The 12,945-nt window shown below is 68.6% G+C and carries 14 protein-coding genes; 1 reads left to right on the forward strand and 13 read right to left on the reverse strand.

From position 1 onward, the window contains the following. Window positions 1-13: 13 nt before the first annotated feature. The 8 genes from IB269_RS04260 to IB269_RS04295 form a co-directional block, all read right to left on the reverse strand. Window positions 14-286 (reverse strand): hypothetical protein, encoded by a 273-nt coding sequence (locus IB269_RS04260; protein ID WP_224986237.1) that lies wholly within the window; start codon window positions 284-286, stop codon window positions 14-16. An 87-nt stretch (window positions 287-373) separates the two neighbouring features. Continuing rightward, entirely contained in the window at window positions 374-1,426 is a 1,053-nt protein-coding gene (locus tag IB269_RS04265; RefSeq protein ID WP_192366475.1) for an NAD(P)/FAD-dependent oxidoreductase, read from the reverse strand. A 13-nt stretch (window positions 1,427-1,439) separates the two neighbouring features. Next, window positions 1,440-1,769: a ferredoxin FdxA gene (gene fdxA, locus IB269_RS04270; protein ID WP_012206456.1), complete on the reverse strand. Its 330-nt coding sequence runs from the start codon at window positions 1,767-1,769 to the stop codon at window positions 1,440-1,442. Window positions 1,770-1,933: 164 nt separating this feature from the next. Beyond that, entirely contained in the window at window positions 1,934-3,325 is a 1,392-nt protein-coding gene (locus IB269_RS04275) for a sulfate adenylyltransferase subunit 1 (RefSeq protein WP_043820601.1), read from the reverse strand. Beyond that, window positions 3,325-4,257, reverse strand: coding sequence for a sulfate adenylyltransferase subunit CysD (gene cysD, locus IB269_RS04280; RefSeq protein WP_013801646.1), 933 nt, complete (start codon window positions 4,255-4,257; stop codon window positions 3,325-3,327). Before cysD ends, IB269_RS04275 begins: the two co-directional genes overlap by 1 nt. 41 nt (window positions 4,258-4,298) lie before the next feature. Then, the gene (locus tag IB269_RS04285) at window positions 4,299-5,057 is read right to left on the reverse strand and encodes a phosphoadenylyl-sulfate reductase (protein WP_012206453.1); all 759 of its coding nucleotides are present in this window, start codon (window positions 5,055-5,057) and stop codon (window positions 4,299-4,301) included. Between the two features lies 1 nt (window position 5,058). Then, a complete protein-coding gene (locus IB269_RS04290) occupies window positions 5,059-5,442 on the reverse strand; it encodes a DUF934 domain-containing protein (protein ID WP_012206452.1) in 384 nt (127 codons plus the stop codon). A 28-nt stretch (window positions 5,443-5,470) separates the two neighbouring features. Then, window positions 5,471-7,303 carry a nitrite/sulfite reductase gene (locus IB269_RS04295; protein WP_192366476.1) on the reverse strand — a complete coding sequence of 611 codons (1,833 nt, stop codon included), beginning with the start codon at window positions 7,301-7,303 and terminating at the stop codon, window positions 5,471-5,473. 450 nt (window positions 7,304-7,753) lie between these two features. On the opposite strand from IB269_RS04295, the gene IB269_RS04300 reads away from it, so the two are divergent. After that, window positions 7,754-8,611, forward strand: a complete 858-nt coding sequence (locus IB269_RS04300; RefSeq protein WP_225613952.1) for a hypothetical protein — start codon at window positions 7,754-7,756, stop codon at window positions 8,609-8,611. Here IB269_RS04300 and IB269_RS04305 read toward each other — a convergent pair. Genes IB269_RS04305 through IB269_RS04325 form a run of 5 tightly spaced genes read right to left on the reverse strand, consistent with a single transcriptional unit; the run spans window position 8,608 to window position 12,944 of the window. Then, window positions 8,608-9,402 carry an ABC transporter ATP-binding protein gene (locus tag IB269_RS04305; protein ID WP_123695237.1) on the reverse strand — a complete coding sequence of 265 codons (795 nt, stop codon included), beginning with the start codon at window positions 9,400-9,402 and terminating at the stop codon, window positions 8,608-8,610. The two genes, IB269_RS04300 and IB269_RS04305, sit on opposite strands and share 4 nt — an antisense overlap. Next, a complete protein-coding gene (locus IB269_RS04310) occupies window positions 9,395-10,408 on the reverse strand; it encodes a FecCD family ABC transporter permease (RefSeq protein WP_192366478.1) in 1,014 nt (337 codons plus the stop codon). The genes IB269_RS04305 and IB269_RS04310 overlap by 8 nt, the downstream gene beginning before the upstream one ends. Next, window positions 10,408-11,469 carry an iron ABC transporter substrate-binding protein gene (locus tag IB269_RS04315; RefSeq protein ID WP_192366479.1) on the reverse strand — a complete coding sequence of 354 codons (1,062 nt, stop codon included), beginning with the start codon at window positions 11,467-11,469 and terminating at the stop codon, window positions 10,408-10,410. The genes IB269_RS04310 and IB269_RS04315 overlap by 1 nt, the downstream gene beginning before the upstream one ends. Window positions 11,470-11,474: 5 nt before the next feature. Beyond that, on the reverse strand, window positions 11,475-12,023 hold the full coding sequence (locus IB269_RS04320; RefSeq protein WP_097201903.1) for a DUF2478 domain-containing protein: 549 nt from the start codon (window positions 12,021-12,023) through the stop codon (window positions 11,475-11,477). A 33-nt stretch (window positions 12,024-12,056) separates the two neighbouring features. Further along, the gene (locus IB269_RS04325; RefSeq protein WP_249320484.1) at window positions 12,057-12,944 is read right to left on the reverse strand and encodes a tungsten ABC transporter permease; all 888 of its coding nucleotides are present in this window, start codon (window positions 12,942-12,944) and stop codon (window positions 12,057-12,059) included. Between the last annotated feature and the right edge of the window lies 1 nt (window position 12,945).

Genomic DNA, 12,945 nt, shown 5'->3' on the forward strand with positions numbered 1-12,945 from the left:
GGCCCGGTTTCTTTCAAAGGATCCAGCTCAGGGCTTCAGGGCGCCTCTGTGTGGTGAACATCGAAGGCGTGATGCTCAGCCGTTCAGGCCTGACGGGGTCTTCATGGCCGACCAGGTAGACCATCAGTTCGCGACGGCGCAGTATCACGTGGCTGACCTTCTCGGCCTTGCCGTTTTGCGTGACATGCGTGCCGGGGCGAAACAGCGGCATCTGGAAGGTGAAGCTGCGCGGATCGGCCGGTGGCGCGATCGCGGTGCTGGGAGGGGCTTCGAGTGTGGCAACCATAGGCTTGATGTGCATGAGTGGACGCTGCCAACTCTATCGACACTGCCGCGCCAAACTGTAGGGCCGCGGGGGTGCGGCCACGAGCAATCATGCCTGCGGGTGGGAAACGCCAAGGATGGCGTGCAGCCGTGCGCTGGTCGTCGTGTACTGCAGCAGCGGTTTTTCGCCCTGCAGATACTCGGCGGCGGCAAAGGCCGCCATGGTGGCTTCATGGAAGCCGCACAGGATCAGCTTGTGCTTGCCCGGGTAGCTGACGATGTCGCCAATCGCATAGATGCCTGGCGCATCGGTGGCCTGGGTTGCAGGGTTCACCAGCAGCTGCTTGCGTTCCATGGCCAGGCCCCATTCGGCGACCGGGCCCAGGCGAGGGGAGATGCCCAGGCAGACGACCAGTTGCTGCGCCGCCAGTTCGTGCTCCTGGCCTTCGCCATCCATCCACTGAACGGCGCGCAGTTGGCCTGCATCGGCATGCAGTTGCGTGATCTGGCCGATCACCACGCGGATTGAGCCGCTGTCGCGCAGCTCCTGCAGGCGCTCCAGCAGTGCGGCCGAAGCCTGGAAGGCGTCGCGGCGGTAGAGCAGATAGGTGGCCTGGGCCCTGTCGGCGCAGGCAATGGCCGCGGCCACGGCCTCTTCGTCGCCACCGTGGACGATGGCGGTCTGGCCGCGCACCATTTCCAGATCGGCAGGATGGTAGTGAAGCTGGCCTGCAGCCAGCAGCTCCACGCCGGGCACCTTCAGCGCCTTGGGCACAAAGGCGCCCACGCCAGCCGCAATGAAGACGCTGCGCGCATGCAGTTCAAGGCCTTGCGAGGTCTGCGCCAGCCAGCGGCCATCGTCCATGCGCTGCAGCCGGGCGACCTGCTGGGAAAGGTGCAGTTGCGCATCCATGGGCGCGATCTGCCGCTGCAGCAGCTGGACCAGTTCATGGCCCGTGCATACCGGAATGCCGGGAATGTCGTAGATGGGCTTGTCGCCGTACAGCTGCGCGCACTGCCCGCCCACATGGGGCAGGGCATCGACGACATGGCAGCGAATGCCTTGCAGGCCCAGCTGGAACACCTGGAACAGGCCCGCCGGGCCCGCGCCTATGACGAGGGCATCGGTCTGGATCGGTTGCGTGCCGGAGGTGTCTTGCATGGGCTGCGCGGCTTCAGCGTTCGAGCTGGTCCAGCTTGCCGGGCTTGCCGTTCCAGTCGTCGGCGTCGGGCAGCGAGGCCTTGCGCTTGGTGATGCTCTTCCAGCCCTTTTCCAGCGACAGCTCGGCATTGAGCTTGATGAAGGCCAGTTGGTCGGCGGGGACGTCTTCCTCGGCAAAGATGGCATTGGCCGGGCATTCGGGAATGCACACGGCGCAGTCGATGCACTCGTCAGGATCGATCACGAGGAAGTTGGGGCCTTCGCGGAAGCAGTCCACGGGGCAGACATCCACACAATCTGTGTATTTGCACTTGATGCAGTTTTCGGTGACGACGTGAGTCATGGGAGTCTTTTATGGCAGTGTGAATGTCGGTATCAACCCGGGATTCTAAAATTTTTCAGGAGCCAGTCCCGCACATGGCAAGGATTCTGGCGCGGACTGCTGCGGTTTTCCGAAAGCCCACGAGCCGGCATGTGCCGGCTCGCGAAGCGGGACTGTCCAGTTGCTCAATCCAGCAGTGCAGCGCCTGCGGTAGCGTGGCTGGCCGTGTCCACAAGGATCAGCGCACCCAACTGGCGGGCCTGGGCGAAGGGCGCTGCGGGAATGCTTTCCTGCAGCAGCAGCTCCACGCGGCCGATGGCGTTGGGCTCCAGCTGGGTGGCCTCTTCCTGGGCCAGCGTGTGGATGTTCAGGCGGTGCACCACGCGGCGGGCCTTGGCCTTGATCCAGCGGTGGCCGTGCAGCGCCAGGTAGGTGCGGCCGGGGACCAGCGGCTGCTCGTCCATCCAGGCCACGGTGGCGGTCAGCTCGCGCTTGCTGGGCCATGCGGGCTGCGCTTCCTGGGCGTCGAAGTCGTCGTCGGCAGCGGCCGCTGCAGCCGCAGGGGCTGCGACGAGCCAGTCGCCGCGCGAGACATCGACCTCGCGGTCCAGCGTGATGCCGGCCGACAGGCCTGCGTCGATGGAGCCGGGGACGCGGGCATGGTCCAGCACCTGGGCAATCACGGCCTGCTGGCCGCTGGGCAGGATCTGCACGGCGTCGCCCACGCGTGCGCGGCCTGCGGCCACGCGGCCCCAGAACACGCGGCGGCCCTGGCTGGTATCGGCCGAGGACGAGAATTTCTCCACCCATTGCACGGGAAAGGCCAGCGCCAGGCCGGTGTCGGTCGGCGTGTTGGGCAACTGCTCCAGCAGTTGCAGCAGGCTGGGGCCGTCGTAGCCGGCCCAGCCGGGCTCGGCGTTGACCACATTGAAGCCCTTGAGAGCCGAGACGGGCACGGTGGCCGCGGAGGCAATGCCGGCCTCGGCCGTGAAGCGCTCCAGCGCGCCGCGGATGTGGACGAAGGCCTGTTGCGGGTCTTCGACGGCGTCGAGCTTGTTGACGGCAAACACCAGCGAATGCACGCGCAGCAGGTGGGCCAGCAGGCTGTGGCGGCGCGTCTGCGGCAGCAGGGTGAGCTGCGGGTTCTTCCAGTCGAGCTTGGTGGCATCGACCAGCACCACGGCGGCGTCGGCGCTGCTGGCGGCCGTGACCATGTTGCGCGTGTACTGCTCATGGCCCGGCGCGTCGCCGATGATGAACTTGCGGCTTTCGGTGGCGAAGTAGCGGTAGGCCACGTCGATGGTGATGCCCTGCTCGCGCTCGGCCGACAGGCCGTCGGTCAGCAGCGCCAGGTCGGTCTCGCCGCTCTTGGTGACGCCGGCCAGCTGGTCCTGCAGCACGGCGCGCGTGTCCACCAGAAGGCGGCCGATCAGCGTGCTCTTGCCGTCATCGACGGAGCCGCAGGTGATGAAGCGCAAGGCCGAGGCGTTGGCGGCGGTCTGCTGTGTGGCCTGGCTGGCCTGGGTGGCCGTGGAATCCGCGACGGCTGCGTCGGCGGCAATGCTTGCGGTGGTCATCAGAAATATCCGTCCTTCTTGCGCTTTTCCATGGAGGCGTCGCTGGTCTTGTCGTCCATGCGCGTGGCGCCGCGTTCGCTGACTTCGGCGGCCAGGGTTTCGAGCACGATGTCGGCTGCCGTGGCGGCTTCGCTTTCCACGGGGCAGGTGCAGGTGATGTCGCCCACGGTACGAAAGCGCACGTCGCGCACCACGACTTCCTCGCCGTCGCGTGGGGGCGTGAGTTCGGTCACGGGCACCAGCAGGCCGCGGCGCTCCACCACTTCGCGCTTGTGCGTGTAGTAGATGCTGGGCAGGGCGATCTGCTCGCGCTCGATGTATTGCCACACGTCGAGTTCAGTCCAGTTGCTGATGGGGAACACGCGGAAGTGCTCGCCGGGGGCCAGACGCGTGTTGAACAGTGTCCACAGCTCGGGGCGCTGGGCCTTGGGCTGCCATTGGCCGAAGCTGTCGCGGTGGCTGAAGATGCGTTCCTTGGCGCGGGCCTTTTCCTCGTCGCGGCGCGCGCCGCCGATCAGGGCGTCGAAGCGGAATTCATCGATGGCCTCCAGCAGCGTTACTGACTGGTGGACGTTGCGGCTTTCGCCCGGATGGGCCAGGCGCACTGTGCCGCGTGCCATGGAGTCCTCGACGCTGCGCACGATGAGTTCGGCACCGAGCTCCTTGGCGCGCAGGTCGCGGAAATCGGTCACTTCCGGGAAGTTGTGGCCGGTGTCGATCATCAGCAGCGGGTAGGGGATGCGGCCCTTGCCGAAGGCCTTCTCGGCGCAGCGCAGCATGACCAGCGAGTCCTTGCCGCCCGAAAACAGCAGGGTGGGGCGCTCGAAGGCGGCGGCCACTTCGCGCAGCACGAAGATGGTTTCCTCTTCAAGGGCGTCGAGGTGGCGGTTGCTGAGATGGCTCAGCACGGAGGTGTCCACACGGGCATTCATTTCTTGGTTTCCAATCAGATCGGTGTCAAACCCTGCAGGCTTCACTTCTTGGCATGCAGGCCGCATTCCTTGGCCGCTTCATCCTCCCACCACCAGCGGCCGGCGCGGAAGTCCTCGCCAAGGCTGACGGCGCGTGTGCAGGGGGCGCAGCCGATGCTGGGATAGAACTGGTCGTGCAGCGGGTTGTAGTCCACGCCGTGGCTGGCGATGTAGTGCCAGACATCGCCCTGGGTCCAGTCGGTCAGCGGGTTGAACTTGGTCAGGCCCTTGGTCTCGACCTCGCTGCGGTCCACGGCGGGCACGTCGGCGCGGGCATTGGACTGCTCGCGGCGCAGGCCCGTGATCCAGGCGCTCTTGCCAGCCAGCGCGCGCGCCAGCGGCTCCATCTTGCGCACGCCGCAGCAGGCCTTGCGCAGCTCGATGCTGCGGTACATGGCGTCCTGGCCGTTGTCGCGGATGAAGTGGATCACCGATTCGAGCTGCGGCCGGTAGACCTTGACGCTCAGGCCGGGCAGCGACTGGGTGCGCTCCAGCAGGGCCAGGGTCTCGGTGTGCAGGGCGCCGGTGTCCAGCACGAAGACGGGGATGTCCAGGCCCAGGCGGTGGATGATGTCGGTGATCACCACATCCTCTGCGCCCAGGCTGGATGCCTGCGTCACGGCCTCGGCGCCCAGCGCCGCTGCCTCGCGCAGCAAGGCTTCGGTGGCGGCCAGCTTGTCGGCAAAGCCGTTGCTGGCACGGCCGTTGACCTCGGTGGCCTTGGCCGATGCCTGTCGCGACAGAAAGCTTTGCGCACCCATGTCAGGCCGCCTTGACGAAGTGGGGCTCGGGATGGACGGCATCACCCTGGTAGAAGCCGTGGAAGCGGTCCAGCTGGCGCTGGGCGTCGGCGATGTCCACGCCTTCGCGCAGCACGGCCACGTCGAAGCCGCAGCGCTGCATCTGCACCAGCTGGTCGATCAGCACGTCGCCGGTGGCGCGGATTTCGCCCTGGAAGCCCAGGCGCTTGCGCAGCAGGCGGGCCTGGCTGAAGGCGCGGCCATCGGTGAACTTGGGAAAGTTGAGGTCGATTCGCTGCACGCCGGTCAGGTCCAGCGTGAAGGGATCGGCGTCATTGGCCGGGGCGATGATGGTCTGCTGGCCTTCGGCCGGGCTTTGGTGCTCTTGGGCGGCGATGATTTTCATGGGGATCTCCTGCGGCTCTCACCTGGGGTCAGGCGGCCGCCTCCTCGGTGTGCTTGGCGGGGTGGCGGGCGGCATTGCCGGCGGCCTTGAACGGGTCGATGCCCACGCGGCGCACGGTGGCGATGAAGGTCTCGAAACGGCCGCCTTCGCTTTGGCGCTGCTCACGGTAGGTGGCCAGCAGCGCCTCGATCACGCCGGGCACTTCGGCGGCGCTGAACGAGGGGCCGATGATCTTGCCGGGCGTGGCCGGGCCGGACAGGTGGGAGCCGTCGGCGCCGCCCAGCGTGATCTGGTACCACTCCTTGCCGTCCTTGTCCACGCCCAGGATGCCGATGTGGCCGCTGTGGTGGTGGCCGCAGCTGTTGATGCAGCCGCTGATGTGCAGGTCGATCTCGCCCAGGTCCCACAGCTCGTCCAGGTCCTGGTAGCGCTCGGTGATGGCCTCGGCAATGGGCAGGGAGCGTGCATTGGCCAGCGAGCAGAAGTCGCCGCCGGGGCAGGCGATCATGTCGGTCAGCAGGCCGATGTTGGGCTTGGCCAGGCCCAGGGCCTTGGCCGCCTTGTACAGCTGGGGCAGCTGGTCGCGGCGCACCCAGGGCAGCAGCAGGTTCTGCTCGTGGGTGACGCGCATCTCGCCGGCCGAGAACTGGTCGGCCAGCGCGGCGGCGGCATCCATCTGGTCTGCCGTGGCGTCGCCGGGCGCGTAGCCCAGGCGCTTGAACGACAGCAGCACGGCGCGCAGTTGCGGGTGGCGGTGCGGGCGCACGTTGCTGATCAGCCAGCGGCCGAAGTCCTTGTCTTCCTCGGCGGCCGTGCGCAGCAGGGCCAGGGTCTCGGCCTCGGCATTGGCGGGCGACAGGTCCAGCTCGGGCTCGCGGAAATTGGCGGCCACGCGGTCGTACTCGGCTTGCGTGATGGTGTGGGGGCCACCCTCGACCTCGACGATCTGGCGGAATTCCTCATCGACCTGGTCGATGAAGTTCTGGCCCTCGGACTTCACGAGGATCTTGATGCGCGCCTTCCAGGCGTTGTCGCGGCGGCCGTAGCGGTTGTAGACGCGGATCACGGCTTCCAGGTAGTTCATCAGCTGGTTCCAGGGCAGGAACTCGCGCAGCACCGGGCTGATGGTGGGCGTGCGGCCCATGCCGCCGCCCACGCGCACCTTGAAGCCCAGCTCGCCAGCCTTGTTCTTGAGCAACTGCAGGCCCACGTCGTACCAGCCCAGCGCGGCGCGGTCTTCCTCGGCGCCGCTGATGGAGACCTTGAACTTGCGCGGCAGGAAGCTGAACTCGGGGTGCAGCGTGCTCCACTGGCGCAGGATTTCGGTGAAGGGGCGGGGGTCGGCGATCTCGTCGATGGCAATGCCCGCCAGCGCGTCGCTGTTGATGTTGCGGATGCAGTTGCCGCTGGTCTGGATGCCGTGCAGGCTGACGCTGGCCAGCAGGTCCATCACGTCGGCGGCCTTGGACAGCGGAATCCAGTTGTACTGGACGTTGGTGCGCGTGGTGAAGTGGCCGTAGCCGAACTTCAGGTCGGAGCCGATGCGGCGGCCGTCGTGCAGCGGGATGTCGCCCAGCCGGTCCTGGGTGGCGCGGGCCTCGGCCAGCAGGGCGGCGTCGGGCTGGTCGTACTCGCGGGCCACGCGGGCCAGCACGCGCAACTGGGCGCTGGACAGTTCGCCGTAAGGCACGGCCACGCGCAGCATGGGCGCGTAGCGCTGCACATACCAGCCGTTTTGCAGGCGCAGGGGCTTGAACTCATCCTCCGAGAGCTTGCCGGCCTGCCAGCGTTCGAGCTGGTCACGGAACTGCTCGGCGCGCAGGCGGATGAACTGTTTGTCGAATTCGGTGTATTGGTACATGGCGCTTCGGATGTGGGGTCTTCGACTGCCGCCAGTGGCGGCGGTGCAGGGGTTCATTGCGTGGCACCGAGGCACTTGCGGGAAACGCGCGCAGAACCCTGCATGGACGGAAATGTAAGCAATGGCCTTATAGAAGCAAACGATTGTTTTGTCCTGCAAGTATGTGGATATGGATATAAGTGAATGGCAGCAGGCTTTGTGGGGCCGGGCATGCCAAACGCATGAGCGGCCGATATGCTTTCCGGCCAGAGGGAGGATTTCAGAATGCGAAACCGTTGTGCCGCCATCGGGCTGGCCTTGGCATTGGCAACTGCTGCTCAGGCGCAGGCCCAGAAGCCGGCACCGCCGCAGTCCCCGTTGTCAGCAGCGCACACAGCTGACACGCCTGAACCCGACGGATCCGCACGGGAATCAGCCTGGGATGCGTATCTGCATCGCGTGGCGGCGCAGTTGGCCGGTTCCGGCAGCGGGCGCGATCTGGCCTTTGCGGCCATCCTGATCAATCTGTCGGTCCCACCCTTCCTACAAGAGGATGCCGACAGCCGAGCCCCGCAATGGCGCCAGGCCGCCTTGGAGCGGGCCGGGCAGGACGTGCTGGCCTACCAACTGCTGGCTGCCAGGGCGCCTGAACGTGAAGGCGAGTTGCGGTCGCAGGCTGCGCGCCGCTGGCTGGCGCTGGAACCCAGTAATCTCACTGCGCTGATGTGGCAGGCGCTGGGGCCGCAGGAGTTGCTGACTGCCGCGCGCGACAGCCGCTATGCGGACCTGCACATGTATGAGGGCGTGCGCTGGATGCAGTCGGTGCTGCTGAAACACCCGCCCACGGCCGAGGAGTTGCAGGCGTTTGGAGGTGGGCAGCCCTACCGCCCCGAGGAAGGCGCTGCCATCACGGCCATGGGCATCTGGGCGGCCTTTGAACTGCCGGGCTACCGGACCTTGATCGATGCCTGCAAACCCGAAAAGCGGGGCGATGCCCCGGCGCGAGATGCCGACTGCCTGCATGTGGCGCATCTGATGACGGAACGCTCATCCACCGTGCTGGATGAGGCCTTTGGACTGGCGATACGGCGCTGGCTTGCCAGCACCCCTGCCGAGCGCGCTGCAGTGCAATCCCGGCGGCGCCAGCTGGACTGGCTGATGCACAAGTCCAACCCCCTGAGCATACAGGCGGGTGGCGATCCGTTTGTCCGGCTGTTGTCCGATTCCTCCATCCACAGCGAACAGCAACTGCTGGAGCGCATGCTCAAGGACGCAGGTCGCCCGCTGCAGCCCCCGCCTGGCTGGAAGCTGCCCGTTCCCAAGCACTAGATGCCAACGCTGCGCCTGTCCAGGTCTGCGGGCAGCCGCGCCGCCACCGCCGCCTCGCTCACCCCATAGAGCGCAGCCAGCGCGGCCGGTGTCGCCACTTGCGCCGCCGCACCGCAGGCCTGCAGGCCGCCGCGGCCCAGCAGGGCGATGCGGTCGGCCACCTGCAGCGCATGCTCGGGCTGGTGGGTGGACAGCAGCACGGCCATGCCGCGTGCACGCAGCGCGGCAATCTGGTCCAGCACGCGGATCTGGTTGCCGAAGTCCAGGCTGGCCGTGGGCTCGTCCATGACCAGCAGCGCGGGCTCCTGGGCCAGGGCGCGTGCGATCAGCACCAGCTGGCGCTCACCGCCGCTCAGCTCGGTATAGGGGCGCAGCGCCAGATGGGCGATGCCCAACTGCTCCAGGCAGCCCAGCGCCAGGGCACGGTCGGCACTTGAAGGCCGGGCCAGCGCAGGCAGGCGCGCGGCACGGCCCATGAGCACCATGTCCAGCGCTTCGAAGCCGAAGACGCCGGCCTGCGCCTGGGGCACATAGCCCACGCGCCGCGCAAACTCGGCTCGCGGCCAGCTGTGCACGGGCTGGCCCTGCACGCGCACCTCTCCGGCCAGCGGCGCCAGCAGGCCCAGCACGGTGCGGAACAGCGTGGTCTTGCCGCAGCCGTTGGGGCCCAGCAGGCACAGCACCTCGCCTGCGGTGATGGCCAGGTCCAGCCCCTGGCTGACGCGCCGGCGCCCATGGCCCGTGGCCAGGGCCAGCGTCTGCAGCACGGGTGGGGCCTGCACTTCAGTCATTGCGCCCCGTGCGCGACAGCAGGTAGAGAAAGAAGGGCGCGCCGACCAGGGCCGTGAGAATGCCCAGCGGCAGCTCGATGCGTGCCGCGCTGCGCGCCAGCGTGTCGGCCGCAACCACGAAGCCCGCGCCCAGCAGCGCCGAGGCCGGCAGCAGGCGCACGAAATTGGGGCCGACCAGCAGGCGCGCCACATGCGGCACCACCAGCCCCACCCAGCCGACGATGCCGGCCAGCGACACGGCCGCCGCCGTGCCCAGCGTGGCACAGGCCACCAGCAGCAGGCGCAGGCGTGCCACGGGCACGCCCAGGGCCAGCGCCTCCTCGTCAGGCAGGCCCAGCAGGTTGATGCGCCAGCGCAGCAGCATCAGGGGCAGCAGGGCGCACAGCATCACGGGCGCCGTGGCAGCCAGCTCGGGCAGGGTCACGGCGCTCAGGCCGCCCATGAGCCAGAAGGTGATGGATGGCAGCTGCGTATTGGGGTCGGCCAGCGTCTTGACCAGGGCGATGCCCGCGCCCAGCAGCGCGCCCAGAGCAATGCCGGCCAGCACCAGAGCCAGCACCGGGTCATGGCGGCGCACGCTGGTGCTGATGGCCACCACCACCGCCACGGCGGCCAGCCCGCCACCAAAGGCCAGGGCCTGCACGGCCGCCATGGACCAGCCCAGGAAGATGCCCAGCACCGCGCCCAGGCCGGCACCGGCCGAGACGCCCAGGATGTCGGGCGAGACCAGCGGGTTGCGGAACATGCCCTGGTAGGCTGCGCCTGCCGCCGCCAGCGTGGCGCCCACGGCCAGGCCTGCGGCGATGCGTGGCAGGCGGATGTTCCAGAGCACGGTCTCGGCGCTGGCGGACAAGGGGGACGCCGTGCCCGTGGCGCGCGCCAGCAGCGACTGCCACAGCTGCTGCGGCGCGATGGAGAACTGACCCACCGCCAGCGCCCACAGCAGCACGGCGGCCAGCAAGGCCAGCGCGAGCACCCAACCCATGCGGCGGCCTGTGGCAAGCATCAACGCGCAGTCTCCATCAGCCTGCCCAGCGCTGCGGGCGACAGGTCGGCGCCATAGAACAGGCGGTAGAAGTCGCGCACCTCGCGTTCCAACGGCGGCAGTCCCTGCAGGGCCGGCGCCTGTGGGTGGAGTTTTTCCAGCAGCCAGCGCACACCGATCAGCCGGTTGACGCCGGGCGGACCATCCAGCCAGCCGAAGGGCCAGGCCGGCGCGCAGTGCACGCGGCCCGAGCGCACGGCGGCCAAGCCGCGCCACAGCGGGTCCTGGCGCATGCGCTCGGCAAGGCCGGGTTCCTGCGTGACGATGACCTGCGGGTCCCAGGCCAGGATCTGCTCCATGGACACGCGCGTGAGCCCGCCGCGCCCTGCATCGGCGGCCACATTGCGCCCGCCCGCGTACTCGACGGCTTCCACATTGATGGAGCCCGCCAACCCTGTTTCCAGCCCATTGGCGCTGCGCGCGAAATAGACGCGCGGGCGCTCGGCCGGTGCCATGCCCTGGGTGGCACGCTGCGCCAGCGCCGCCACGGCATCGGCATGGCGGGCCAGCGTCTCGCCACGTGCGGCCTCGCCCAGCAGGGCGCCGACCTCGCGCAACTGGCGTGCGTGGTCGGCCAGCGAGCCCTGGATCAGCGCGCAGGGCAGGCCGGTCTGGCGCGCCAGCCGCTCGGTGGCCGAGATATAGGTGGCATCGGCCGTGCCGGCGTCCAGCACCAGGTCGGGCTGCAGCTTCAGCAGCGACTCCAGCGGCATGGTGCTGCCGCGCCCGGACAGGCGGCCCAGATGCGGCAGCGCCTGCAGTGTGGGCCCCAGATAGGCGCGCGAGACATCGTCCAGCTGCTGGGGCCAGCCCAGCAGCTTGTGCGGTGCCAGCGTGGCCACCAGCACGCCTGCGGGCGGTCCGGCCGCGAATACGCGGCGCAGCCTGGCAGGGTCCGGCATCTGTCCCATGCGGGCGGCAATCGTGGTTGCCTGGGCATGGCCGGGAACAAGAGCCGATGAGGCCAGTGCCGCCATGGCCTGGCCCAGCCAGCGGCGGCGGGTGAACAGAAGATCGGTCATGAAAATCAGGGGATGGGGCTGGCGCAGCCACGGCGCTCAAGCTGTGCCTGGCACCATTGCTCTATCTGCACCTCATCGGCTGCCAGCTCGGCATGCAGGCTGCCGGTGTACCTGCGCCAGTCTTCAAGATGGCGGGCCGCGACGGCCGTGAGCACGGGCGTGCCGGCCTCGACAAAGGCCGCGAATTCGGCGGCAAAGCCTTGCCCCGAGGCCTCGACGATGCCGAAGCGGTTGATCACCACCAGATCCACGCCATCGTCCAGCGCCTGGCGCAGCACGGCGCTGGCCTGGGCCAGGGCCTGGGGGTTGAGACTGCAGGCGCGCGAGGCGCAGCCCAGGTCCTGGGACAGCTCGAATTGGCGGTCACTGCGCAGGTCGAACAGCTGCATGCGCTTGTTGCCGTTGGCATAGCGGTCCTGGCGATGCACCAGACCGCCCACCCGCCAGCCCGCGCTTTGCAGGCGGCGTGCCACGCGTTCGAGCAGCAGCTCCATTGCATGCTCGTCGTCGGGATGGACCAGGGCGGCCAGGGGCAGGGTGGCAGGTGAGTTCATGGCATGCGGTGCTTGTGGAATCCAGGCAGGTTTTTACTCCTGGCCGCCGCCGGTGTCGTTGACCAGGGGCATGCTGTCGCGCCCGAAGATCCAGGGACCTCCGGCTGCCACATTGGCCAGCGCCAGTTCCTGCTGGCCCGGTGCGGACAGCAGATGCTCTGCCAGCCGTTGCGCGCTGCGGCGCTGGCCAGCGTCGGCCGGATGGCGCGGCCCGGGCGTGAGCAGCACATAGGGCCGGCGCATCAGCGGGTCGCCGTGCAGCAGCAGCTCGATGCCGGGCGCGCCCATCTTGCCGAAATGCAGCGGGATATGGCCGACCACGGCATAGGCCTGGAGCTCGGCCGCCAACTGCAGCACGGCCTGGGGGCGAGGCCCGGTGTCGGCGCGCAGCCAGCGGGCGTCCGGCCGTATGCCGGCGCGGCGCCACAGGCGCTGGACCACGGTATAGCTGCCGGGGTCGCGCAGCGCGATGAAGGGCGAGCCGCTGGCAACGATGCGGCGCATGGCCTGCACCCCATCGGCCGCACTGCTCACCCCGGCCGGATCATGCGCTGGGCCAGCGAACACATGCTCGTTCCAGCCCCAGACCCGCGCGGCCAATGCCAGGCCGGCAGCCTCCAGCGACATGGCTTCATCGCTGGCGTGGATGAGCAGCAGCTGGGCGCGGCCCTGGGCCATGGCGGGGATCACGCCCTCCTTGGGCGCGGCAACGGCGGTGCGCACGGACAGGCCCAGGCTGCGGCCCGCCGCGTCGGCCAGGTGCGGCCACACACCGCACAGCGACAGGCCGCCGACCACGGCCACGTTCACGCTGGCAGGTTCGGCCGGCTGGGCGGCGCAGCCGCTCAGGGCGGCCAGCGCGGGCAGGGCGCCCAGCAGGCGGCGGCGAGGGTGGCAGATCGGTTCCATGGAATCGGGCACG

The sequence above is a fragment of the Delftia sp. DLF01 genome, from assembly GCF_014852125.1.
GTDB lineage: Bacteria > Pseudomonadota > Gammaproteobacteria > Burkholderiales > Burkholderiaceae_C > Comamonas > Comamonas acidovorans.